Source organism: Actinocorallia populi (assembly GCF_002995495.1).
Classification (GTDB): domain Bacteria; phylum Actinomycetota; class Actinomycetes; order Streptosporangiales; family Streptosporangiaceae; genus Actinocorallia; species Actinocorallia populi.
In genome coordinates this window covers 384,909-407,197 of record NZ_PVZV01000003.1, presented here as the reverse complement: position 1 = coordinate 407,197, position 22,289 = coordinate 384,909, and the positions used below count along the sequence as shown (strand labels likewise).

The window sequence follows — 22,289 nt, the reverse complement described above, 5'->3', positions numbered from 1 at the left end:
GGAGAGTGCAGGCGGTCCGCGCCAGTCTCGCATCTTTCGTTAATTCATGACGATCAGGTCGTCGAACTCGCCGTCCTTGGCGCCGCGGACGAACGCCGACAGCTCCGCGACGGTGAAGATCAGGGCGGGACCGGAGGGGTGGCGGGAATTACGCAGCGCTATCCGGGGGCCGGGCAGGGCGGCCACCTCGACGCAGCTGCCCTGGGGATTGCTGTGCCGGCTCTTGCGCCAGTTGGCGGCGTCGATGTCCGGGGCGGGCATGCCGTTGAAAAGCAGGGAGGTCCCCCTTCGCGTTCTCGGCGGGTCGTCACCCGCAGTGACTGCACGTGCATCTGTACTTGTATCTGTTTTATCAGTTGCGCTTGCACGAAGGCCGGACAGCTCGGAAGATAATCACAGGAAACCGTTGGAGTCAGGCTTGATCGCGGCGCGCTTCCGCCCGTTTCGGCGACTGCTCTTCTCCCCCTTCGGAAGGCCAGGGATGGGATACCTCAGCGAAAGCGACCAGCAGGCCGTGATGCTCGCCAGCGAGCTGCAGCGCTCCATGCAGGAGTGGCTGCACAGCAGGGGGGTGCACAACACCTGCAGCGTCTCGCCCTATGTGGACTCCGGCGGCCAGCCCGCCGTCCTCATCAAGATGAACTCCCATGTGGCGCACGCCATGCTCGCCTCCTTCAGGCAGGGGGGCTGACCTCCGCCGGTTCGCCCCGGCGGCCCGCGGTTCCTACCATGCAGGGGTGGTGGACGTTCTCGACGAGCAGGAATGGCGGTCAAGGGCCGCCGCGCACCGGGCGCGCCTGGAGGCGCTGATCGGCGGCTATCTCGCGCTGCGGCGCGAGGGGCGCGCCCATCCCGTCGAGGACTTCCTGTTCACCTACTACGGGCACCGTCCGAGCCGGCTGCTGACCTGGCACCCCGGCGCGGGCGTCGTGCTGGCCGGAGCCCGCGCCGGGGAGCTCGGGCCCGGGTACGCCGACACGCCCGAGGGCGCGGTGCTCGACGCGGCGGAGCTGCTGCCCCGCCGCCTGGCCGCCGTGCGCTGGATCCGCGACCTGCTCGCGGCGATCTCCGCCCGCCCCGCGCACCTGGGCTGCTTCGGCCTCCACGAGTGGGCCATGGTCTACCGGCTCGACCCGGCGGAGGTCCGCCACGCGTCCTGGCCGCTGCGGCTGCCCCCCGAGGACGTCGCGGCGCTGCTGGAGCAGCGCGGGGTGCGGTGCAGCCACTTCGACGCCTTCCGCTTCTTCACCGAGCCCGCCCGCCCGCTCAACGTGCTGAGCCCCTCCCGGGAGAACCGCGGCGAGCTGGAGCAGCCCGGCTGCCTGCACGCCAACATGGACCTCTACAAGTGGGCCTGCAAGCTCTCCCCGCTCGTCCCCGGCGAGCTGGTCGCCGACTGCTTCGCGCTGGCCCGGCGGATCCGCGCCGTCGACATGCGGGCCAGCCCGTACGACCTGAGCGCGCTGGGCTACGAGCCGATCCGCGTCGAGACGCCCGAGGGCCGTGCCGAGTACGCCGCGCACCAGCGCGGCTTCACCGAGGACGCCGCCCCGCTGCGCGCCCGGCTCCTGGCCGCGTGCGACTCCCTGCTGGCGCGGGCCGGCCGCGTCGGGCAGGACGCGGCCGCCGGCCGGTGATTGCGCTGTCCTTGGACGATCATGTGATCCCCCACACCTGACCGCGGGTATGCCGCCATCCCGGTGAGGAGAGGGGGAGGGCATGTCCGAGGTCATCCGCGCCGCCCTGGTCCAGACGAACTGGACGGGCGACAAGGAGTCGATGATCAAGGCGCACGAGGAGTACGCGCGCCAGGCGGCCGAGGAGGGCGCGAAGGCCGTCTGCTTCCAGGAGCTGTTCTACGGCCCGTACTTCTGCCAGGTCCAGGACCCGCGGTACCACGAGTACGCCGAACCGGTACCGGGCCCGACGACCGAACGCTTCCAGGCGCTCGCCGCGGAGCTCGGCCTGGTGATGGTCCTGCCCATGTACGAGCAGGAGCAGCCCGGGATGCTCTACAACACCGCCGCGGTGGTGGACGCCGACGGCTCCTATCTCGGCAAGTACCGCAAGACGCACATCCCGCAGGTGAAGGGCTTCTACGAGAAGTTCTACTTCCGCCCCGGCAATCTCGGCTACCCGGTGTTCGACACGGCCGTAGGGAGGGTCGGCGTCTACATCTGCTACGACCGCCACTTCCCCGAAGGCTGGCGGGCCCTGGGCCTGAACGGCGCGCAGCTCGTCTTCAACCCGTCGGCGACCAGCCGCGGCCTCAGCTCCTACCTGTGGAAGCTGGAGCAGCCCGCCGCCGCCGTGGCCAACGAGTACTTCGTCGGCACCGTCAACCGCGTCGGCGTCGAGGAACTGGGCGACGACGACTTCTACGGCACCTCCTACTTCGCCGACCCCCGGGGAGCGTTCGTCGGCGAGCCCGGTGACGCGAACGAACCCGAACTGGTCGTCCGCGACCTCGACCTGGGGCTGCTGGCCGAGGTCCGCGACCGCTGGGCCTTCTACCGCGACCGCCGCCCCGACGCCTACGGCGACCTGACCGCCCCGTGACGGCGAAGGAGGCGGACGCATGACGGCGATGCTCATCAAGGGCGGCACGGTCGTGGGCCCCGGCGGGGCCTTCGCCGCCGACGTGCTGGTCGACGGCGAGAAGATCGCGGCACTGACGCTCCCTGGCACCGCGCCGGACGTCGCGAGGACCATCGACGCCACCGGCAGGTACGTGATCCCCGGCGGGGTGGACGCCCACACCCACATGGAGCTGCCGTTCGGCGGCACGTCCGCCAGCGACACCTTCGCCACCGGCACGGCGGCCGCCGCGTGGGGAGGCACCACCACCATCATCGACTTCGCCGTGCAGCGCGCCGGCGAGTCCGTCCAGGACGGGCTGGCGGCCTGGCACGCCAAGGCCGAGGGGCAGTGCCACGTCGACTACGCCTTCCACCAGATCATCGGCGGCGTGGACGAGGCGTCCCTGAAGGCGATGGACTCCCTCGTCGCCGACGAGGGGATCACCAGCTTCAAGCTGTTCATGGCCTACCCGGGCGTCTTCTACAGCGACGACGGCCAGATCCTGCGGGCGATGCAGCAGGCCCGCGAGAACGGCGCCGTGATCATGATGCACGCGGAGAACGGCATCGCGATCGACGTCCTGGTCGCCCAGGCGCTGGCGCGCGGCGAGACCACCCCGGTCCACCACGGCCTCACCCGCCCGGCGGCGCTGGAGGCCGAGGCCACCGGCCGGGCCGTCCACCTGGCCGAGGTCGCCCGGGATGTCCCGCTGTACATCGTGCACCTGTCGGCGAGCGGCGCGCTGGAGAAGGTCGCCGAGGCCCGCGACGCCGGCCGCAACGTCTTCGCCGAGACCTGCCCGCAGTACCTCTACCTGACGCTGGAGGACCAGCTGGGGGCGCCGGGCTTCGAGGGCGCCAAGTGGGTGTGCTCCACACCGCTGCGCTCGCGGCACGAGCCGCACGCCCGCGACCTGTGGAAGGGCCTGCGCACCAACGACCTGGCGGTCGTGTCCACCGACCACTGCCCGTTCTGCTTCAAAGACCAGAAGGAGCTCGGCCGGGGCGACTTCTCGAAGATCCCCAACGGGATCGGCGGCGTCGAGCACCGCGTCGACCTGCTCTACCAGGGCGTCGTGGACGGCAGGATCTCGCTCGAACGCTGGGTGGAGACCATCGCCGCCACACCCGCCCGCATGTTCGGCCTCTACCCGCGCAAGGGCGTCATAGCCCCCGGCTCGGACGCCGACATCGTCGTCTACGACCCCGCGGGACGCACCCGCATCAGCGCCGGGACCCACCACATGAACCTCGACCACTCCGCGTGGGAGGGCTTCGAGATCGCCGGCCGGGTCGACACGGTCGTCAGCCGGGGCTCCGTGCTGGTGCGGGACGGCGCTTTCCACGGCCGCAAGGGGCACGGGCGCTACCTGCCCCGCGGCCTGTCCCGGTACCTGATCTGAAGGGAAGCGGATGGACATCGGAGCCGTCTTCCAGCTCGACCCGCCCGCCTCGTCCGTCGTGGACCTGGCGGTCAGGGCCGAGCGGGCGGGGTTCAGCCACGTGTGGAGCTTCGACTCCCACCTCCTGTGGCAGGAGCCCTTCGTGGTCTACAGCCGGATCCTGGCCGGGACCGAGCGCATCAAGGTCGGGACGATGGTCACCAACCCCGGTACCCGGGACTGGTCGGTGACCGCCTCGCACTTCGCCACGCTCAACGAGATGTTCGGCAACCGCACCGTCTGCGGCATCGGACGGGGCGACTCGGCGCTGCGCACCCTCGGCCTCGCGCCCGCGACCGTCGCCGAGCTGCGCGCCTCGGTCCTGGCCATCCGCGACCTGGCCGAGGGCCGCGTCGCCGACGTCCGGGGAAGGAAGGTGCACTTCCCGTGGGTGAAGGACGGCTCGCTGCCGGTCTGGGTCGCCGCCTACGGGCCGCGCGTCCTGGCCCTGGCGGGCGAGGTCGGCGACGGCTTCATCCTGCAGCTCGCCGACCCCGACATCGCCGCCTGGACGATCGGCGTGGTCAAGGCCGCCGCGGAGCGGGCCGGGCGCGACCCCGACGCCCTCACCTTCTGCGCCGCGGCCCCCGCCTACGTGGGCGACGACCTGGCGCACCAGCGCGAGCAGACCCGCTGGTTCGGCGGCATGGTCGGCAACCACGCCGCCGACCTCGTGGCCCGCTACGGCGTCGACGGCTCGGCCGTCCCCCGGGCGCTCACCGACTACGTCGAGGGCCGCAGGGGCTACGACTACGCCGAGCACGGCCGGGCCGGGAACGCCCACACCGGCTACGTGCCCGACGAGATCGTCGACCGGTTCTGCCTCCTGGGCCCGGTGGAGGACCACCTCACCCGGCTGAAGGAGCTGAGCGAGGCGGGCGTCGACCAGTTCGCCGTCTACCTCCAGCACGACGGCAGGGAGCAGACCCTGGCCGCCTACGGCGCGCACGTCATCCCGGAGGCGGCCGGGCTGGGGACCGTCTAACGCCGTCCCGGCCGTCCGGGACGGTCCGGACCGCCGTCCCGGTGGTCCCGGTCGTCCCGGTGGTCGTGGTCGTCCCGGTCGCTCCGGTCGTCCCGGTGGCCCCCGTCGCGCCTGTCGCCGCGGTCGCGGCCGCCGTCCGGCCTGCCGGGAGGCCCGGGATCCCGGGCCGCCATGGCGAGGCAGTAGCCGTACACCTCGTCCGGTCCGCCCGCCGCCCTGACCAGCGCGGCATAGGCCTCGCCTCGGCCGCCGGCCGGATCCGGACGCCGGTGCCGGCCCTCGTCCTCCCGCAGGATCCACCGGCACAGCGCGGCGAAGGAGGAGGCGGGAGGACCGGAAGGGGCGGGACGCGCCGCAGGGCCACCGGTCGCGGGCGCCGCGGAAGGCGCCTTCTTGGGCGTGAGTCCGGGGCCCTTCTCGGCGGGCGCGGGCCTGGGCGCGTCCTGGCGGCCGGGCAGGGGGAGCCCGGCACCGGTGGCCACGGCCACGCCGCCGCCCAGCAGGGTCGCGCAGAGCGCCGCGACGCCGAGCCGGAGGGGGAGCCTCCCGGCCCGAAGGCCCTTCCTCGCGAGGCTCTCGGGGGCCACAGGGGACGGGCCGGCCGCCGCCTCCCGGAACGCGGCCAGCGCCCGGTCCCTGCCTTCCAGTTCGCCCGGGTGCGCCGGAGCGGTGAGGGCGGCCAGCATCCGGTCCAGCGCCTTCGTCTCTTCCCTGCTCATGCCGTGTCCTCCAGCGCCGCCGTGACCCGCCGCGTCACGGGCTCCCCGGAAATCAGCTCCAGTCTCTTCGCCAGGTTGCGCAGCCCCCGGTACGCGGCGGTCCGGACGGCCCCGGCCCGCTTGCCCAGCACCCGTCCGGCGCCCGCCGCGTCGAGCTCGAAGAGCACGCGCAGCACCACCGCCTCGGCCTGGTCGCGGGGCAGCGAGGCGATGAGCCGCACGGCCGCGTCGGTCGACAGCTCGTCCAGGACGAGCTGCTCGGCTCCGTCGGCGTATCCGGCGAACTCCACCAGCCGGTCCAGCGGCACCGGCTCGACCGGCCGCCGCTGCCTGCGGCGCAGCAGATCCATCGCACGGTTGCGGGCGATACGCGCGGTCCAACCACGAAATCCCGCGGAATCTCCGGAGAACTTCCCAAGATCACGAGCGATCTGCAGCCAGGCCTCGGACGCCACGTCCTCGGCCTCGTCCCCGACCAGGGTCCTCAGGTAGCGCAGCAGCCGCGGCTGCACGTCCAGATAGATCCGGTCGAAGGCGTCGACATCACCTCTCTGGGCGCGCAGGACGAGTGCGCCGAGATCGAGGTCCTCCGGTTCCACGGGTCATCAAGCGTCCGGCGGAAGGGATCCGTCACTCGTGTGGAGGGTGATGTGCGCCACCCTCAGGCCCCTCCTCGGCGGAACCGATCAGCGGCAGGCGCAGTTCGAAGCAGGCGCCCCGGGGGCTGTCGGCCAGGACGAGGCTGCCGTCGTGCTCCTCGGCGATCTCCCGGGAGATGGAGAGGCCCAGTCCCGTCCCGCCGGGGTCGCGCTCCTTGCTCTCCTCCAGCCGGACGAACCGTTCGAAGATCTTCTCCCGGTCGGCCTCGGGCACCCCGGCGCCGTCGTCGGTGACGGACAGCAGCGCGGAGTCCCCCTCCCGCTCCACCTTGACCTCGACCTTGGTCTCGGCATGGCGGACGGCGTTGTTCAACAGGTTGGCCAGCAGGCGGGTCAGCCGGATCCGGTTGCCCTCCACCAGCAGTCCGGGCGCGGCCTCCACCCTGATCTGCGGGTGGACCAAGGCCCGTGCGGTCACGAAGTCGCCCAGGTTGATCGGCTCCATCTTCGGGGTGCTGGCCTGCAGCCGCGCGATGGTCAACAGGTCGTCGACGATCGCCGAAAGCCGTTCGGTGGAGGCCAGGGAGGACTCGATCACCTCCCAGGGGTCGGCCTCCTCGCGGTCCATCAAGGCCTCCTCGAGCCGGAGGCTGAGCCCCGCGATCGGGTTGCGCAGCTCGTGGGCGACGTCGGAGGCGAACCGCCGCTGCTCGTTCACCGACTTCTCCAGCCGGGAGAGCGTGTCGTTGGAGGTGTTGGCCAGCGCGGCGAGCTCCTTGGAGGAGGAGGGGACGGGCACCCGCAGGCCCAGGTCGGAAGCGGTGATCTCGGCGATGCGGGACCTGATCTCCTCGACCGGGCGCAGCGTCCTGCCCGTCAGCAGCCAGGCGATCCAGGAGGTGAGCACCAGCAGGGGGAGGCAGAGCAGCAGGAGGGTGAACTCCAGGGTGTGGCCGGTCAGGAGGGGCGGGGCCGTGGTCGCGGTGTAGACGACCGCGGAGTCCGGGCTGGCGTCGGCCCGGACGGCCGAGATCATCAGGCAGTCGTCGTTCCCGCTGCACCGGATGAAGTTGGCGATGCGGTTCTCGGGTGAGGGGCGCCTGTCGCTCAGCGGGCGACCGGCGGTCGCCTCACTCGTTCCCACCACCTCGCCCGAGGCGCTCACCACCTGGATGATGCTCGCGTCGCCCTCCTCGGTGGGGATGCGGGAGGGAACCGTCCCCGTCCGGTAGCGGGCCGCCCAGTTCAGGGAGGTCCGCTGGAGTTCCCCGTAGTGGTCCCGCTGCAGGGAATAGCGGATGAACTGGTCGGCGAACGTGGCCGCGAACAGCAGGAGCAGCCCGGCCAGCACGGTGACCAGCAGGGTGTAGCGCCCCCGAATCGACTTCAGCGTCCGGCCCTCCTCTGCGGATCCCCTCCGATGATACTTAACGTGACATCTCGATTACTCTTGGGGAGGCCTTGCGCGACGGTCTCCCATCTGGGCAAGCTGGATGACCGTTTCAGGGAGGACACGTTGGGCGCACTCGGTCTCATCGAGCGGGACGACACCCATCGGGAGGTCGTGGGTTCGGCCGCCAGGCAGCTGGCCTCGGACATCCCCACGCTCGCCGACCGGCTCCTGGCCCGGATCCGCACGGCCTGCCCCTCCAGTGCCAGGCTGGTGCCCGAGGCCGAGCAGCTGGAGTCGGTACGGCTCGGGCTGACCTACGGGCTGGCCACCATCCCCGAACCGGGCCCGGAGCGGCGCGAGCTGGCCCAGGCCGCGCGCACCGGCCGCCGCCGCGCCGCGCAGGGCGTCCCGCTGGACGAGCTGGTGAAGGCCTACCACCTGTCGGTCCAGCTGGTGTGGGACGAACTGGTGCAGACCGTGCGCGAGGACTCGCCCGGCCGGCTCGACCTCCTCATGCGCAGCAGCATGCACGTCTGGGCGGGCATCGAGCGGCAGGCCGACGCCGCCGCCGAGGCCTACCGGCAGGCCCAGGCCGAGCAGCGCCGCTTCCAGGACGAGCGGGCCCGGCTGCTGCTGGGCCGCCTCCTGGAGGCGGACGAACCCGACCCGGTGCTGGTCGACGCCGTCCGCGACGCCCTGGGCCTGGAGGAGGACGGCGGCTACGCCGTCGCGGTCACCCGCTACGCCCGTCCCGCGCGCGGCGGGATGTTCCGCCACCCGGAGGTCCTGGACGGCTCGCGCGTGGTCTGGTCGCCCGGCGCCGACGGCGACCTCGCGGTGGTCGTCCTGCGCGGCGCGGACACCGGCCGGCTCTCCCGCGCGCTGGAGGCAGAGCTGGAGGGGCCGATCGGGCTCAGCCCGCGGGTGCGCGGCCTGGCCTCGCTCGGCTTCGCCCGCCGGCTGGCCGAGACCGCGCTGGCCGGCCGCCGCCCCGAGGACCGCGGCGTCATCGCCCTGGACGACCACCTGGTGCGCTCCTTCGTGCTGGCCGCGCCCGACCTGGCCGAACTGCTGCGCCGCCAGATCATGTCGGGCGTGCTGGCGCTGCCCGCGCACGAGGCGTCCGCGCTGCTGGACACGCTCGCCTGCTGGCTGGAGGTGGGTTCCACCACCGAGGCGGCACGCCGGCTGTACTGCCACCGCAACACCGTCCTCAACCGCCTGCGCCGGCTGGAGCAGGTCACCTCCCGCAAACTGGACGAGCCGCGCGACGTGGTGCTGCTCGCCCTGGCCCTGGACGCCGTCCGGGCGGGCTGAGCACCGGCTTTTGCCGGATGGTCGCCGACAGTTCGGCATCGTTTGGCCGCCTCCGGCGGGCGGGACGGGTAGGGCTCCGGACAGCGAGGAACGGAGCCCGGCCATGCGGTACCGCGTACAGGACAGGGTCTTCTCGATCGGGGACGACTCCTGGATCGAGGACGAGCAGGGCAGGAGGGCGTTCCTGCTCGACGGCAGGACGCTGCGCGTGCGCCGTACCTACGAGCTGAAGGACGGCACCGGCGAGGTGCTGCTCGTGATCAGGAAGAAGATCATCGCGCTGCGCGAGACCATGGTCGTCGAACGGGACGGCGCCGCCGTCGCCCGGATCCACCGCAAGGTCAAGCTCGTCCGCGACCGGTTCCGCGTCGACCTGGAGGACGGCGGGGAATGGACCGTCACCGGGGACTTCCTCGACAAGGAGTACGAGATCGACCGCGACTCCGACGGCGCCCGCGTCGCCCGGGTCTCCCGCAGGTGGCTGCGCCTGCGCGACACCTACACCGTGGACGTCTCCGACGGGTTCGACGTCCCGCTGGTCCTGGCGGCGGCCGTGGCGGTGGACGCCCTGGCCGGTCCCGACTCCGGGAGTTGAGCACGTCGGCGGCGCGGCGCCTGCGGTGCTGGGCCGAGATGCTGCTGGGGACCGCGGCGTTCGGGTCCTTCTACTTCCTGGTGCCGATGAACCGGCACGAGCTGTCGCAGGGGCCCCCGCTGCTGCGGGCCGTGCTCCTGCTGGCATCCCTGCTCCTGGTCACTTTGCTGCTGGCCGCCCAGGTGCGCCGGAGCCTGCGCCCCGACCGGCTGCCGCTCGAAAGGCTCTCCCCGCTGCTGGGCGCGGTGAACCTGGTGGTGGTGTTCTTCGCCCTGATCTACTACGGCAACGCCGAGGACTTCGCCGGGCTGGAGACCCGGCTGGACGCCCTGTACTTCACGGTGACCACGCTGTGCACCGTCGGGTACGGCGACATCGTCCCGCTCGGGCCGGGCGTGCGGGCCGTGGCGACCATCCAGATGATCTTCGATCTGGTCATCGTCACGACGGCGATCTCGCTCATCGTCAACGCCCGGCCGCAGAGCGGGTGAGGACCCGGGCCCGCGGGCCTCAGGCGCTGCGGGCGGCCTGGAACGCCTCGCGCAGGTGCGTCTCCTGCAGCGGGCTCAGCGAGGTGCGGACGACCTCGCCGCCGTACTCGGAGATCTCCGGCAGCACCCGCTCCGGGGTCTGCTGGACCAGCAGCAGGAACAGCAGCGCGCCCCCGGGCCGCAGCGAGGCCCCCAGTTCCTTGACGAACCGCTCGTCGATGCCGTGCTCGTTCAGCGCGCCCGCGGCCGGACTCGCCCCCGCCTCGAGCACGGCTCCCATCAGCGGGACGAAGAACAGCAGCCCGACCAGGCTGCCCCACAGCAGGCCCCAGGAGGCGCCGATGTCGGCGCCGTGCACCTGGTGGAGCCGCACCGTCCCGTCGCGCCGCTTCTCCACCACCGCGGCGTCGGCCACCTGGAGCAGGTGCTCACGGCGCATGCCGATGAGCCGGTCGCGCACCTTCAGCGCGGTCGCCGCCTCCGGGTAGGCGATCGCGATGAGACTGCCCATGTCATCCCCCGAACGTCCCCGCGGCCGCCCCCCTGCGGCCGGTGATCGTCTCCTACCCGGGCCGGTGTCCGGCAACCGTGCCGCGGCGCCGCCTCAGTGCCCCGACAGCAGGGGCCGGAGCCAGTGCTTGCCCGGGTCGGGGTCGACGAAGAGCGCCAGGGCCAGCGCGCTGAGCGGGACCGCCAGGATCGCCCCGAGCGGGCCGATGACCAGGCTCCACACCACCAGGGAGACCAGGGTCGCGGTGAGGGAGAGGCCCACGGTGTCGCCGGCGTACTTCGGCTGGACCAGCGACTGCAGCACGAAATTGATCACCGAGTAGAGCGCGATCACCCACAGCGCGCTGCCCCAGCCGGACTCCAGCCACGCCAGCAGCGCCGGGGGCACCAGCCCGATGACGAAGCCGACGTTGGGGATGTAGTTGGTGATGAACGACAGCAGGCCCCACACCAGCGGAGCGGGCACCCCCAGCCACATCAGCACGCCGACGTCCAGGACCGCGACGATCACCCCGAACACCGTGGTGACCAGCAGGTAGCGGTAGGTGCCGTGGGCGTACTCGCGCAGCGCCCCCACCAGCTCGGGCCGGTCGGCGGACAGGCGTTCCAGCGTCCGGCTGAAACCCACCGCGTCCAGGCTCATCCCGTAGAGCAGGATGATCACCAGGACCACCGACGACAGGGCGCCCACCAGCCCGTTCATGAACGACTGGATGAGGGGCAGCAGCCGGTTGAGGTCGAGGCCCGACACGAACTTCTGCGCCTCGTTCGGGGTGACCCCGAACCGGGTCAGCAGCGTGATGGCCTCGTTGGCGTTGCGGGTGAGCTCCTCGGTGTAACCGGGGATCAGCGCCGCCAGCCGCGCTCCGGACAGGGCGAGCGCCACCGCCATCGCCAGGAGTCCCGCCAGCACCACGGCCAGGGGGAGCAGCGCGGCCACCAGATAGGGCAGGCCCCGGCGCGTCAGCCGGGTGCGCAGCGGGCTGACCGCGATGGTGAGGACGAGCGCGAGGAAGAACGGGCCCGCGACCGAGGAGACCGCCCGCAGCCCCGCCAGGACGACCACCGCGGCTGCGGAGCCCATCAGCAGGATGTAACCCGGGGCGTACCGGTGGGGCGGGGAGGCGACTGGCATGCCGGTTCCGTTCCCCGGAGCGGGGACGAAAAGAATCCGCCCGGGGCAAAATCTCCCGGGCGGATGGGGTGTCACCTGGAGCGGAAGACGGGATTCGAACCCGCGACCCTCACCTTGGCAAGGTGATGCTCTACCACTGAGCCACTTCCGCTTGCGGGGAGGGACTCCCCGCGGTGTCCTCGGCCGAACGGCCGACGAGCGATGCTCGCCGACCGGTCGGACCGGGCAGTGGACGATACTGGGATTGAACCAGTGACCTCTTCCGTGTCAGGGAAGCGCTCTCCCGCTGAGCTAATCGTCCGTGGAGGTGGAGACGGGATTTGAACCCGTGTACACGGCTTTGCAGGCCGTTGCCTCGCCTCTCGGCCACTCCACCGCGAGGCGATGGCCTCTCCGAGCGGAAGACGGGATTCGAACCCGCGACCCTCACCTTGGCAAGGTGATGCTCTACCACTGAGCCACTTCCGCTTGTCGGCCTCCGGGCTTCCCCGTGGCGACGTTGTTAACCCTACAGGAATTCGGGACTCAGTGCGTACTCGGCGACGCGGGAGCCCCCTGGGCGGGCGGCCTCCCGGGGCCGGGCGGGCCGGCGAAGGCCTGGACGAGGCCGAGCCAGCGGGAGGCGTCCGCCCCCCGCGCGGTCATGGACACGTCGTCCCGGTGGCGGCGGCGCACCGCCAGCAGGCAGAAGTCCAGCGCGGGGCCGGCGACCGTCTGGGAGGCGGTGGCGGGCCCCCAGCGCCACTGGTCACCGGAGGGGGAGTCCAGGACGACGTGGAACGGCTCCTTCGGGGCGGGCAGCCCGTTCACGGAGAAGGCGTAGTCCCTGGCCCGCACGGCGATGTGCGCCACGTGCCGCAGCCGGTGGGTGGGCCGGCGCACCACCCCCAGGGCGTCGGCGACGTCCTGGCCGTGCGCCCAGGTCTCCATGAGCCGGGCGGTGGCCATGCTGGGCGCGGCCATCGGCGGCCCGAACCAGGGCACCCTGCGGCCGGGCGGGACGGCGCGCAGCGCCTCGGCGACCTCGGCCCGGCTCCTGCGCCAGGCCGCCAGCAGCCCGCCCGGCGGGTACGCCGAGGGGTCGGCGCCCCGCTCCACCAGGTCGGGCGCGGAGTGCCGCAGCGACTCCACGAAGGCCCCGGGGTCGGCGGCCGCCAGCGCGGCCTGCCTGTCCGTCCACATCAGGTGGGCGATCTGGTGGGCGATGGTCCAGCCCTCGGCGGGGGTGGGCAGCGCCCACCGCTCCGGCGGCAGGCCGGCGACGAGCGCGTCCAGCTCCTCGCCCTCGGCGGCGAGGTCGGCGAAGATGTCCATCAGGCGGCCTCCTCCTTCTTGCGGGCCCTGCCCAGGGCGTCGCGGACCCACTCCCCGTAGGTGTCGATGGCGGCTTTGGACTCCGGCAGCGCGGAACCGAACATCTGGAAGACGTGCAGCTGCCCGGCCCAGGTCTGCAGCCGCGTGGGGACCCCCGCGGCGGCGAGCCGCTCGGCCATCGTCTCGGAGTCGCAGGCCAGCACCTCGCTGGAGCTGCAGCACAGGTAGGACGGCGGGAGCCCGCGCAGGTCGGCCTGGATGGGGGAGACCTCGGGGTCCAGCGGGTCGAGGTCGCCGAGGATCTCGGCGATGAAGGCGTCCAGCAGCGGCATGAGGCTGACCCGGTCGAGCTCGGCGTTCGGGTGCGCGGACTTCGCGGTCAGGTCCATGTCGAGCATGGGGGACAGGGCGATCAGCCCGGCCGGCTGCGGCAGCCCGTCCTTGCGGGCCAGCAGCGCGGTGGCGAACGTGAGGTAGCCGCCGGCGGAGTCGCCGGACATCACGACGTCCTGCGGCTCCACGCCCTGCTCCAGCAGCCACCTGTAGGCGGCCAGGCAGTCCAGCGCCTCCTCGGCGAAGGTGACCTCGGGCAGCATCCGGTAGGCGACGGACAGCGCGGGGATCCCCGCGGCGGCCGACAGGTGGGCGATCATGCGCCGGTGGGTGTTGAGGCCGCAGGAGATCCAGCCGCCGCCGTGGAAATAGAGGATGATCCGGGAGCGGTCGCGGCCGACCCCCGGCCCGTGCACCCACTCGGCGTGGAAGCCGTCGAGCCGGACGCGCTCGACACGGCTGCCCCTGGGCGGGCGGGCGCGCCGGGCCATCCGGTCCAGGGAGGCGGCGCGGTGGAAGTCGATCGGCCCCTGGGGCACCCGCCGGATCGCGGGCGTCAGGACGGCCCGCACCCCCGCGGCGAGCGCCCTGGCCCGCCAGCTGACATGGGGGTGCCGTTCGATGACCAGGGGGACGGGGTCCATGGGAGGCCTCCTGCGGGCTGGGGGTTGGAACGCTCACCCGATTGTGCGGTGCATCACCGCCTGCACGAAAGCCTTCCCCAGGGGCGGCGGCCCGGATCGGCCGACTGCTCGGCCAGCAAATCGTCCACCAGGCCCGCGACCGTCTTGCGGACCAGGTCGCGCGCCTCGGTGAGCGCGACGACGTCGTCCTCGCACCCGGCCCACTGCGCCGTCTCGATCGGCTCACCGAAGGAGAAGTAGAGGCGCTCGGGGCGCGGGTCCAGGCCGATGACGGGCACGACCAGCTCGTCGCGGCGGCGCAGGACGCGGCGGCTGAGGGCGCGCATCGGCGCCTGCAGGAGGTGCTCGGCGCCGACCAGGAGGGGGAACTGGTCCTCCGCCCCGACCGCGCCGAACGGGATGATCGGGCAGCCCGCCTCGATCGCCATCCGCACGAAGCCGAGCCGCTCCCGCCAGGCCAGCTGGTACTTCTGGCCGTGGAACCGGGTCACCTCGTAGGCGCCGCCGGGGAAGACCAGCACGGTCTGGCCGTCGGCCAGCATCCGCCGGCAGTTCTCGCGGGTGCCGTCGACGCAGCCGCCGACGCGCAGGACGTCCCGCCAGAGCGGCACCCGCCAGTGGACGTGGTCGGCCACCGACCGGATCCACACCCCGCGCCTCGCCCGGATCTCGGCCATCATCACCGGGACGTCCAGCAGCGGCATCACGGTGTGGTTGCCCACCAGCAGGGCGGGCCCCTGCGACGGCACGTTCTCGATGCCGTGGAAGACGGGGGCGTTCAGCGCCCGCACGGGGGCCAGCGCGACGTCCAGTGCCGCCAGCAGGGCGGGGTGGGGCGGGGTCCAGGCGGTGGGGGAGGCCATGCCACCGAGCCTAGGGGGCGTTATTCGACAGGGAATCAACAACGGTCGGGAGCGGTGTGTGGGGTTCGTCACCGGACCTTCACCGGCACGTCGCCCGTTGACCACGGCCCGGGGAACGACGACGATGGCCGGTGTGAGGGAGCGTCTGACGGCACCGTTGCCCAAGAACCTCGTCCGCCTGGGAGACCGGCTGGCGCGCGGAGCGAGCGCGACCGCGCAGAACGTGCTGGAGGTGGCCCGCTTCGGCGGGCTGCGCACGGACGAGGAGGCGTCGCCCTACCAGGTGGTGGCCGAACAGCCCGTCTACCGGCTGCGCCGCTACTTCCCCGACACCCTCGGCGAACGGCCCGCGGTGCTGCTGGTGCCGCCCCTGATGCTCACCGCCGAGATCTACGACATCTCCCCCGCGGCCAGCGCGGTGGCCGTCCTGCACGACCTCGGGCTCGACGCCTGGGTCGTCGACTTCGGCCGGCCCGAGCGGGAGCCGGGCGGCCTGCGCCGCTCGATCGCCGACCACGTGCTGGCCGTCAGCGACGCCATCGACCGCATCAAGGAGATCACCGGCCGGGACGTGCACCTGGGCGGCTACTCCCAGGGCGGCATGTTCGCCTACCAGACGGCCGCCTACCGGCGCAGCGAGGGCGTCGAGTCGCTCGTCACCTTCGGCAGCCCGGCCGACCTGGACGCGGCCAACCCCTTCGGCGTGCCCGGCTGGGTGCCCCGGCGGCCGTTCGTCGACCTGCTCGGCGACCTGCCCGGCCTTCCCGGCCTGTCCATCCCCGGCTGGGTGACCCGCTCGGCGTTCCAGGTGCTCAGCCCCACCAAGTCCGTCCGCAACCGGCTGGAGTTCCTGCTGCAGCTGCACGACCGCGAGGTGCTGGCCCCGCGCGAGCGGCAGCGGCGCTTCATGCAGAGCGAGGGCTGGGCGGCCTGGCCGGGACCCGCCCTCGCCGACTTCCTGCGCCAGTTCGTCGCGCACAACCGCATGCTGCGCGGCGGCTTCGTCATCGGCGACCGGCTGGTGACCCTCGCCGACATCGACTGCCCGGTGCTCGCCTTCGTCGGCGAGGTCGACGAGATCGCCCCGCCGCCCATGGTGCGGGGCATCGTCCGGGCCGCGCCGCGCGCCGAGGTGTACGAGGTGTGCCAGCGCACCGGCCACTTCGGCCTGGTCGCCGGCGCGCACGCGGCGGCGTCCACCTGGCCGGTCGTCGCGGGCTGGGTGCACTGGCGGGCCGGGCAGGGCATGGTGCCGCCGGAGGTCGGCCCGGTGCGGGAGGACGAGTCCGGCAAGGGCCGGATCGCCTACGGCATGGAGCTCGCCGTCCAGGTCGGGGCGGGCGCGCTGCGCTCGGCCGCCGGCACCACCGCCGCCGCGGTCCGGGGCGTCGTGGAGTTCGGGGAGGCCGCCGCCGAGCTGCTGCCCCGCCTGGCCCGCCTGGAGCGCATCGCCGGCGACACCCGCGTGTCGCTGGGGCTGCTGCTGGACGAGAACGCCCGCCGCGCGCCCGGCGACATCTTCTTCCTGTTCGAGGACAGGGCGCACACCCACGCCGCCGCCAAACGCCGCATCGACGGCGTCGTGCGCGGCCTCGTCTCCATCGGGGTCCGCCAGGGCGAGCACATCGGGGTGCTCATGGGCACCAGGCCCAGCGCGCTGGCGCTGGTCGCGGCGCTGAACCGGCTCGGCGCGGTCGCGGTGCTGCTGCGCCCGGACGGCGACCTGGCGCAGGAGCTGGCGCTGGGCCAGGTCACCCGCGTCGTGGCCGACCCCGAGCACGCCAGGCTCGTCGAGGGCGTCGAGGTGCACCTGCTGGGCGGCGGCGAGCGGGAGGCCGGCCAGGCCGACCTGGAGCGCGTCGACCCGCGCGGGGTCGAGCTGCCCGGCTGGTACGAGCCCAACCCCGGGCACGCCGGCGACCTGGCGTTCATCCTGTTCACCGGCTCCGGAGACGGCATCCGGGTCAGCCGGATCACCAACCGGCGCTGGGCGCTGTCGGCCTTCGGCACCGCCTCCTCGGCCGCGCTTTCCCCGGCCGACACCGTCTACAGCCTCGCCCCGCTCTCGCACCCGTCCACGCTGCTGATGAGCCTCGGCGGGGCGATCGCGGGCGGCGCCCGGCTGGCGCTGGCCACCTCCTACGAACCGGCGACGTTCTGGGAGGAGGCGCGCAGGTACGGCGTCACCGTCGTCTCCTACACCTGGACGCTGCTGCACGGGCTGGTCGAGGCGCCGCCGCACCCGGGGGAGCGCCACCACTCGGTCCGGCTGTTCATCGGCTCCGGCATGCCGCGCGGGCTGTGGCGGCGGCTGGAGACGCGGTTCGCGCCCGCCCGCGTCCTGGAGTTCTACGCCTCCAGCTCCGGCGGGGCGGTGCTGGTGAACCTGACCGGCAAGAAGCGGGGCTCGCCCGGCCGTCCGCTGCCGGGCAGCGCCCGCGTGCGCATCGTGCGGTACGACCTCGACCGCGGGCTGATCGTGCCGGGCAAGGACGGGTTCGCCGTCCGCTGCGAACCCGGGGAGACGGGCCTGCTGCTGGCCCGCGGCGGCGGCACCCCCGACCCGCTGCGCGGCGTCTTCGAGCCGGGCGACTCCTGGGTGGCGACGGGCGACCTCTTCCAGCGCGACGAGGACGGCGACTACTGGATGGCCGGACGGACCTCGGAACTCGTCCGCACACCGCGGGGCACGGTGCCGACGGCATCCGTCCGCGACCGCATCGGCGACGTGCCCGGCGTCGACCTGGCCGTGGCCTACGGCATCCCCGCAGGCCGGTTCGAGCTGCTGGCCGCCGCGGTGACGCTGCGCGCGCCGGTCTCCTCGGAGGACTTCACCACGGCCTTCCCCGACGAAGGACCCGACCTCATCCGCGTCGTCGAGGAGATCGAGACCAGCGCGTACGCGCGCCTGCTCACCGGGACGCTGCGCGAGGAGGGGATCCCCGACACGGGGACCGCCTACTTCCGCGACTCCGGCGGGCGCTACCGGCCGCTCACCGACGCCGACCGGGAACGGCTGCGCACGCTGTAGGCGTCAGGCTCCGGGCGCCCTGGCCACCACGAGGGTGTCGATCGCGGCGCGCTCGCCCACCTGGCGGGTGACCCTCTCGGCCCGGACGATCTCGAGTCCCTCCAGGGCTCCGGCGACGGCCTCGGGGGTGTGCAGGACGTCGGGATCCTGGGGGCCGCCGGTGCCGTGCTCGAGGTTCTCCAGGTCGTGCCCGACGAAGAACAGCGTCCCGCCGGGGGCGAGGGCACGGGCCGCGTCCGCCAGCAGAGGGCGCATCGGCTCGGGCGGCAGGTGCAGGTAGGAGACGAGCACCAGGTCCTCCTCGGCCACGGGGAAGGGGTAGCGGGTCAGATCGGCGACCTCCCACTCGACGGCGCCCTCCCGGTCGAGCTCCCGCGCCCGGGAGACCGCCACGGACGAGAAGTCGACCGCCCTGACCCGCCAGCCGCGCGACGCCAGCCAGAGCGCGTTGCGGCCCTCGCCGCAGGCCAGGTCCAGCGCCCGGCCCGGCGGCAGCCCCGCCAGCCCCTCGGCCACGAAACGGTTCGGCTCGACCGACCAGAGCAGCTCTTTCCCGGCGTACTTGCGGTCCCAGTCCCCGGCTTCCATACCTCGATCGTAGGCCTGGCCCCGGGGCGCCCGGCATCCGGAACGTACTCTGAAGCCATGGACTGGAACGGCAGGGAGATCGGCGCCGGGGAGGCCTTCACGGGCCGGGTCTTCGTGGCGGACGACATGACCGAGGTGGCCAACAAGGGCGCCTCCTTCATCGGCTGCACCTTCCGTGACGTGCGGTTCAACGCCTCGGCGCACGGGGACGCGGAGTTCGCGGGCTGCACCTTCGTCAACTGCGACTTCTTCGACGCCACGTTCGAACGGTGCCGGTTCACCGGCAGCAGGTTCGAGGCGTGCCGCTACGGGCTGCTGCGGGCCGAAGGCGGCGACTGGTCGTCGGTGGACCTGGCCAAGGCCGACCTCAGCGGCTGCTCCCTGCGCGGCGTCCGCCTGCGCGAGGCCGAACTGGGCGGTGCCCGCTTCGTCGACGGCGCCGTGCGCGACTGCGACCTGTCCGGCGCCCGCATGGACCGCGCCGTCTTCGACAACTGCGACCTGCGCGGCAGCGACCTGTCGGCCATGGACCCCCGCAGCACCCGCCTCAACGGCGCCGTCATCGACCCCCGCCAGGCCATGGAGCTCGTCGGAGCCCTGGGGCTGCGCATCAGAGACCACTGACGGTGTGGACGCCGCGCCGTCGCCGGCCGTGACCCCGTCCCCGCGCCGCTGGCGCGGCGACCCGTGGGCGATCCTGCTGACGTTGTCCCTGGGCTTCTTCATGACCCTGCTGGACCTGACGATCGTCAACATCGCCCTCCCCAACATGATCGACAGGCTGGGCGCCTCCCTCGACGAGGTGTTGTGGGTCGTCAACGGCTACACCCTCGTCCTGGCGGTCCTGCTGATCACCGCGGGCCGGCTGGGCGACCTGCGCGGCCAGCGGCGGATGTTCATGCTGGGCGTGGCGGTCTTCACCGGCGCCTCGCTGCTGTGCGGCCTGGCGCAGGAACCCTGGCAGCTGATCGCCGCCCGGCTGCTGCAGGGGCTGGGCGCCGCGCTGCTCGTGCCGCAGACCATGGCCCTGATCATCGCGACCTTCCCGGCGGACCGGCGGGGCGCGGCGATGGGGATCTGGGGCGGTGTCGCCGGGCTGGCCACCATCGCGGGGCCGACCGTCGGCGGGGTGCTGGTCAGCCTGCTGGACTGGCGGTGGATCTTCTTCGTCAACGTGCCGATCGGGATCCTGGTCCTGGTGCTGGCCCCAGCGGTCATCCCGGACGTGCGGTACTCGCGGGAGCACCGGCTGGACCTGCCCGGCGTCCTCCTGGCCACCCTCGGGCTGTTCTTCCTGGCCTTCGCCCTCACCGAGGGCGAGCGGTACGGCTGGAACGGCGTGATCCTGGGATCGTTCGCCGCCTCGGCCGCGATCCTGTGCCTGTTCGCCCTCCAGCAGGCGCGGCGCCAGGGCGCCGAGCCCCTCGTGCCGTTCGCGTTGTTCCTGCGGCGGAACTTCACCGTCCTCAGCCTGGTCGGCCTGACGGTGTCCATCGGCATGGTCGGGATGTTCCTGCCGATCTCGCTCTACCTGCAGGCCGTGCTGGGCTACCCGGCGCTGAAGACGGGCCTGCTGCTGGCGCCCTGCTCGGTGATGGGGATGGTGGTGGCGCCGGCCGCGGGACGGCTCTCCGACCGGATCGGGGGCAAGCGCATCCTGATGTTCGGGATGCTGCTGTACGCGCTGGGCCTGACCTGGTTGTCGCTGGTGCTGAGCCTGGACGCCCACTGGACGGTCTTCCTGGCCCCGATGACCGTCGCGGGCCTGGGGACCGGCTGCGTGTTCGCCCCGATGGCCACCGAGGCGATGCGCGAGATCCCGCCCGCCCTTGCGGGGTCGGCCTCCGGGGTGAACAACACCGTCCGCCAGATCGGCTCGGTGCTGGGCGGCACCGTGGCGGGGGCGATCCTGCAGAACCGGATGGCCTCCGAACTGCGCGCCGGGGCGGTGGAACGTTCCGGAGAACTCCCCGGACCGCTGCGCGAGGACTTCGTCGCGCGGCTCGCCCGCGCCGCGGAAGGCGGTCTGGCACCGGGCGCGCAGGACGCGACCGCCGCCGAGGGCGTTCCGCCCCAGGTGGGACTGCTGGCCGAGGAGGTCTTCGGAACGGCCCTCATCGACGCCGTCCGCCCGACCCAGGCCTTCGCCGTCGTGTCGGTCCTCCTGGGCGCCGCCGCCTGCCTCCTGGTCCGCCCCCCGCGCAATGGGGCGCCGCCCCGCGAGACCGCCTCGGGCGGACCGGGCTGACCCCGCGTCCGGCGTGGGTCGGGTCGACCTCGCGTCTGATACGGGCCGGATCGTCCCGCGTCTGACGCGGGTCGGGCTGGCCTCGCACCGAAGTGGCCTGGCCGCTTCCCCATGGCGCGCGGGCGGGGACGGCTCGGGTGATCATGCGGGGTCGGCTGACCTCGCGTCTGGTGCGCGGCCGGGTCTGCCCGGACCTCAGCCGAGGGGCTCCCACCAGCCGTCGGGGTCGGGCGGGCCGTCGACGGTGATCCGCTCGCCGGGGCGGGGGATGGCGACGCGCAGGTCGAGCGCCTTGGCCTCGGCGCGGACCCGGTTCGGCGGGTCGTTCCAGGCGTGGGGGGCCAGCACGAACGTCCCCCAGTGCACCGGGACGAACAGTTCGCCCCGCAGGTCGCGGTGGGCGGCCAGGCCCTCCTCCGGGGTCATGTGGATGTCGGGCCAGGCGGGGCTGTAGGCGCCCACCTGCATGAGGGTGACGTCGAACGGGCCGTGCGCGGCGCCGATCTGGGCGTACCCGGAGAAATAGCCGGAGTCGCCGCTGTAGTAGAGGCGGCGCCGGCCGCCCGCGACCACGAAGGAGCACCACAACGTCGGGTTGCGGGCGAAGGCGCGGCCGGAGAAGTGGTGGGCGGGGGTGGCGGTGACCTTCAGCCCCGCCACGACCGCGGACTCGTCCCAGTCGAGCTCGACGATCCGCGCGGCCGGCACGCCCCAGCGCTCCAGATGGGCGCCGACGCCCAGCGGCACCACGAACGGGGCGGTCTGGGTGCGCAGCAGCGCCCGCACCGAGGGCAGGTCCAGATGGTCGTAGTGGTCGTGCGAGATCGCGATCACGTCGATCCGCGGCAGGCCCTCCACCGGCACCGGCACCTCGTGCACCCGCTGCGGGCCCAGCAGCCGGCTGGGGGAGCAGCGCTCGGAGAAGACCGGGTCGAACAGCACCCTTTTGCCCTCGATGTCCACCAGTGAGGTGCCGTGGCCCAGCCAGCAGACCTCCAGGTCGCCGGGCGGCCCGAAACGCGGGGTCACCACCGGGACGGGCAGCAGCGGCCTGCGCCGCTCCCGGCGCAACATCTCCCGGGCGGCCTGCCGGGTGTCCGGCTGAAGCGTCCCGCCGTCGGAGAGATTGTGGAAGGAACCGTCCCGGTAGTGCGGCGACCGGCGCACCCGGGCCCCCGGATCCAGCGCCCCCAAAGCGAGCGGGACATCGCGGAAGGCCCAGGTGACCGCGGCGGCGGCCACCACGCCGAATCGGATCTTCACGCGCGGTCTCCTCGGAGTCCTGAACCGGTGGTCACACCGAGAACCCTAACCGGATTCCCCCCACTCCATGCGTGAGCCACGACCCCCTTTGCCCCACCCGCCACCTCCACCCGAAAGACCACGGAACACCCGCGCACCGCAGAGCCGCCCCACGGCACTCCTCGAGACGGCCCCGGCCTTCCAGAGGTGGACAGGGCCCTTGGACCCCGAGACCGTTCTCACGTCGCGCTTCGAAGCAGT

Annotated in this window: 22 protein-coding genes and 4 tRNA genes; 11 read left to right on the top strand and 15 right to left on the bottom strand. The window is 73.0% G+C overall.

Annotation, left to right across the window (positions count from 1 at the left end):
• Positions 1 to 39: 39 nt before the first annotated feature.
• Positions 40 to 261, bottom strand: coding sequence for a DUF397 domain-containing protein (locus C2865_RS15010; protein WP_106399071.1), 222 nt, complete (start codon positions 259 to 261; stop codon positions 40 to 42).
• A gap of 220 nt (positions 262 to 481) precedes the next feature.
• Here C2865_RS15010 and C2865_RS15005 point away from each other — a divergent pair, with 220 nt between their 5' ends.
• From C2865_RS15005 to C2865_RS14985, 5 genes are all read left to right on the top strand, one after another.
• A complete protein-coding gene (locus tag C2865_RS15005) occupies positions 482 to 691 on the top strand; it encodes a hypothetical protein (RefSeq protein ID WP_157963726.1) in 210 nt (69 codons plus the stop codon).
• 49 nt (positions 692 to 740) lie between these two features.
• On the top strand, positions 741 to 1,637 hold the full coding sequence (locus C2865_RS15000; protein ID WP_106399366.1) for a 3-methyladenine DNA glycosylase: 897 nt from the start codon (positions 741 to 743) through the stop codon (positions 1,635 to 1,637).
• An 82-nt stretch (positions 1,638 to 1,719) separates the two neighbouring features.
• Positions 1,720 to 2,559 carry a nitrilase-related carbon-nitrogen hydrolase gene (locus tag C2865_RS14995; RefSeq protein WP_106399069.1) on the top strand — a complete coding sequence of 280 codons (840 nt, stop codon included), beginning with the start codon at positions 1,720 to 1,722 and terminating at the stop codon, positions 2,557 to 2,559.
• A 19-nt stretch (positions 2,560 to 2,578) separates the two neighbouring features.
• On the top strand, positions 2,579 to 3,982 hold the full coding sequence (gene hydA, locus C2865_RS14990; RefSeq protein ID WP_106399068.1) for a dihydropyrimidinase: 1,404 nt from the start codon (positions 2,579 to 2,581) through the stop codon (positions 3,980 to 3,982).
• Between the two features lie 10 nt (positions 3,983 to 3,992).
• The gene (locus C2865_RS14985) at positions 3,993 to 5,006 is read left to right on the top strand and encodes a TIGR03842 family LLM class F420-dependent oxidoreductase (protein ID WP_106399067.1); all 1,014 of its coding nucleotides are present in this window, start codon (positions 3,993 to 3,995) and stop codon (positions 5,004 to 5,006) included.
• On the opposite strand, the gene C2865_RS14980 is transcribed toward C2865_RS14985, so the two are convergent.
• Genes C2865_RS14980 through C2865_RS14970 form a run of 3 tightly spaced genes read right to left on the bottom strand, consistent with a single transcriptional unit; the run spans position 5,003 to position 7,675 of the window.
• Complete coding sequence (locus C2865_RS14980) at positions 5,003 to 5,725, bottom strand: hypothetical protein (protein WP_106399066.1); 723 nt, start codon at positions 5,723 to 5,725, stop codon at positions 5,003 to 5,005. The two genes, C2865_RS14985 and C2865_RS14980, sit on opposite strands and share 4 nt — an antisense overlap.
• Positions 5,722 to 6,324, bottom strand: a complete 603-nt coding sequence (locus tag C2865_RS14975) for an RNA polymerase sigma factor (RefSeq protein WP_106399065.1) — start codon at positions 6,322 to 6,324, stop codon at positions 5,722 to 5,724. The genes C2865_RS14980 and C2865_RS14975 overlap by 4 nt, the downstream gene beginning before the upstream one ends.
• 31 nt (positions 6,325 to 6,355) lie before the next feature.
• On the bottom strand, positions 6,356 to 7,675 hold the full coding sequence (locus C2865_RS14970; protein ID WP_106399064.1) for a sensor histidine kinase: 1,320 nt from the start codon (positions 7,673 to 7,675) through the stop codon (positions 6,356 to 6,358).
• A gap of 165 nt (positions 7,676 to 7,840) precedes the next feature.
• Here C2865_RS14970 and C2865_RS41415 point away from each other — a divergent pair, with 165 nt between their 5' ends.
• From C2865_RS41415 to C2865_RS14950, 3 genes are all read left to right on the top strand, one after another.
• On the top strand, positions 7,841 to 9,034 hold the full coding sequence (locus C2865_RS41415; RefSeq protein WP_157963725.1) for a PucR family transcriptional regulator: 1,194 nt from the start codon (positions 7,841 to 7,843) through the stop codon (positions 9,032 to 9,034).
• Between the two features lie 103 nt (positions 9,035 to 9,137).
• Entirely contained in the window at positions 9,138 to 9,629 is a 492-nt protein-coding gene (locus tag C2865_RS14955; RefSeq protein WP_106399061.1) for an LURP-one-related/scramblase family protein, read from the top strand.
• A complete protein-coding gene (locus C2865_RS14950) occupies positions 9,626 to 10,120 on the top strand; it encodes a potassium channel family protein (protein WP_106399060.1) in 495 nt (164 codons plus the stop codon). Before C2865_RS14955 ends, C2865_RS14950 begins: the two co-directional genes overlap by 4 nt.
• A gap of 19 nt (positions 10,121 to 10,139) precedes the next feature.
• On the opposite strand, the gene C2865_RS14945 is transcribed toward C2865_RS14950, so the two are convergent.
• From C2865_RS14945 to C2865_RS14905, 9 genes are all read right to left on the bottom strand, one after another.
• Positions 10,140 to 10,631 (bottom strand): DUF1269 domain-containing protein, encoded by a 492-nt coding sequence (locus tag C2865_RS14945; RefSeq protein WP_106399059.1) that lies wholly within the window; start codon positions 10,629 to 10,631, stop codon positions 10,140 to 10,142.
• A gap of 93 nt (positions 10,632 to 10,724) precedes the next feature.
• Positions 10,725 to 11,765 (bottom strand): AI-2E family transporter, encoded by a 1,041-nt coding sequence (locus tag C2865_RS14940; protein ID WP_106399058.1) that lies wholly within the window; start codon positions 11,763 to 11,765, stop codon positions 10,725 to 10,727.
• Between the two features lie 76 nt (positions 11,766 to 11,841).
• A tRNA-Gly gene (locus C2865_RS14935) sits at positions 11,842 to 11,916 on the bottom strand.
• A 78-nt stretch (positions 11,917 to 11,994) separates the two neighbouring features.
• A tRNA-Val gene (locus tag C2865_RS14930) sits at positions 11,995 to 12,066 on the bottom strand.
• A gap of 1 nt (position 12,067) precedes the next feature.
• Positions 12,068 to 12,141: transfer RNA gene (locus C2865_RS14925), tRNA-Cys, on the bottom strand.
• 20 nt (positions 12,142 to 12,161) lie between these two features.
• Positions 12,162 to 12,233 (bottom strand) — tRNA-Gly (locus C2865_RS14920).
• A 57-nt stretch (positions 12,234 to 12,290) separates the two neighbouring features.
• Positions 12,291 to 13,079 (bottom strand): TIGR03084 family metal-binding protein, encoded by a 789-nt coding sequence (locus tag C2865_RS14915; protein WP_106399057.1) that lies wholly within the window; start codon positions 13,077 to 13,079, stop codon positions 12,291 to 12,293.
• Positions 13,079 to 14,056: an alpha/beta hydrolase gene (locus C2865_RS14910; protein WP_106399056.1), complete on the bottom strand. Its 978-nt coding sequence runs from the start codon at positions 14,054 to 14,056 to the stop codon at positions 13,079 to 13,081. The genes C2865_RS14915 and C2865_RS14910 overlap by 1 nt, the downstream gene beginning before the upstream one ends.
• A gap of 53 nt (positions 14,057 to 14,109) precedes the next feature.
• Positions 14,110 to 14,919, bottom strand: a complete 810-nt coding sequence (locus C2865_RS14905; RefSeq protein WP_106399055.1) for a lysophospholipid acyltransferase family protein — start codon at positions 14,917 to 14,919, stop codon at positions 14,110 to 14,112.
• A 133-nt stretch (positions 14,920 to 15,052) separates the two neighbouring features.
• On the opposite strand from C2865_RS14905, the gene C2865_RS14900 reads away from it, so the two are divergent.
• On the top strand, positions 15,053 to 17,950 hold the full coding sequence (locus tag C2865_RS14900; RefSeq protein ID WP_232835605.1) for an AMP-binding protein: 2,898 nt from the start codon (positions 15,053 to 15,055) through the stop codon (positions 17,948 to 17,950).
• 3 nt (positions 17,951 to 17,953) lie between these two features.
• Here the strand turns inward: C2865_RS14900 and C2865_RS14895 are convergent, their stop codons facing one another.
• Positions 17,954 to 18,538: a class I SAM-dependent methyltransferase gene (locus C2865_RS14895; RefSeq protein ID WP_106399053.1), complete on the bottom strand. Its 585-nt coding sequence runs from the start codon at positions 18,536 to 18,538 to the stop codon at positions 17,954 to 17,956.
• 57 nt (positions 18,539 to 18,595) lie between these two features.
• Here C2865_RS14895 and C2865_RS14890 point away from each other — a divergent pair, with 57 nt between their 5' ends.
• Together C2865_RS14890 and C2865_RS14885 are read left to right on the top strand one after the other, a co-directional pair.
• A complete protein-coding gene (locus C2865_RS14890; RefSeq protein WP_106399052.1) occupies positions 18,596 to 19,162 on the top strand; it encodes a pentapeptide repeat-containing protein in 567 nt (188 codons plus the stop codon).
• A 4-nt stretch (positions 19,163 to 19,166) separates the two neighbouring features.
• Entirely contained in the window at positions 19,167 to 20,786 is a 1,620-nt protein-coding gene (locus C2865_RS14885) for a DHA2 family efflux MFS transporter permease subunit (protein WP_232835604.1), read from the top strand.
• Between the two features lie 195 nt (positions 20,787 to 20,981).
• On the opposite strand, the gene C2865_RS14880 is transcribed toward C2865_RS14885, so the two are convergent.
• Positions 20,982 to 22,049, bottom strand: coding sequence for an MBL fold metallo-hydrolase (locus C2865_RS14880; RefSeq protein ID WP_106399051.1), 1,068 nt, complete (start codon positions 22,047 to 22,049; stop codon positions 20,982 to 20,984).
• Positions 22,050 to 22,289 lie beyond the last annotated feature (240 nt).

Excerpts from the sequence above, each read along its gene's own strand:
- C2865_RS15010 (WP_106399071.1), bottom strand. The coding sequence starts at position 261 with ATGCCCGCCCCGGACATCGACGCCGCCAACTGGCGCAAGAGCCGGCAC.
- C2865_RS15005 (WP_157963726.1), top strand. The coding sequence starts at position 482 with ATGGGATACCTCAGCGAAAGCGACCAGCAGGCCGTGATGCTCGCCAGC.
- C2865_RS14995 (WP_106399069.1), top strand. The coding sequence starts at position 1,720 with ATGTCCGAGGTCATCCGCGCCGCCCTGGTCCAGACGAACTGGACGGGC.
- hydA (WP_106399068.1), top strand. The coding sequence starts at position 2,579 with ATGACGGCGATGCTCATCAAGGGCGGCACGGTCGTGGGCCCCGGCGGG.
- C2865_RS14985 (WP_106399067.1), top strand. The coding sequence starts at position 3,993 with ATGGACATCGGAGCCGTCTTCCAGCTCGACCCGCCCGCCTCGTCCGTC.
- C2865_RS14980 (WP_106399066.1), bottom strand. The coding sequence starts at position 5,725 with ATGAGCAGGGAAGAGACGAAGGCGCTGGACCGGATGCTGGCCGCCCTC.
- C2865_RS14955 (WP_106399061.1), top strand. The coding sequence starts at position 9,138 with ATGCGGTACCGCGTACAGGACAGGGTCTTCTCGATCGGGGACGACTCC.
- C2865_RS14945 (WP_106399059.1), bottom strand. The coding sequence starts at position 10,631 with ATGGGCAGTCTCATCGCGATCGCCTACCCGGAGGCGGCGACCGCGCTG.
- C2865_RS14940 (WP_106399058.1), bottom strand. The coding sequence starts at position 11,765 with ATGCCAGTCGCCTCCCCGCCCCACCGGTACGCCCCGGGTTACATCCTG.
- C2865_RS14915 (WP_106399057.1), bottom strand. The coding sequence starts at position 13,079 with ATGGACATCTTCGCCGACCTCGCCGCCGAGGGCGAGGAGCTGGACGCG.
- C2865_RS14910 (WP_106399056.1), bottom strand. The coding sequence starts at position 14,056 with ATGGACCCCGTCCCCCTGGTCATCGAACGGCACCCCCATGTCAGCTGG.
- C2865_RS14905 (WP_106399055.1), bottom strand. The coding sequence starts at position 14,919 with ATGGCCTCCCCCACCGCCTGGACCCCGCCCCACCCCGCCCTGCTGGCG.
- C2865_RS14895 (WP_106399053.1), bottom strand. The coding sequence starts at position 18,538 with ATGGAAGCCGGGGACTGGGACCGCAAGTACGCCGGGAAAGAGCTGCTC.
- C2865_RS14890 (WP_106399052.1), top strand. The coding sequence starts at position 18,596 with ATGGACTGGAACGGCAGGGAGATCGGCGCCGGGGAGGCCTTCACGGGC.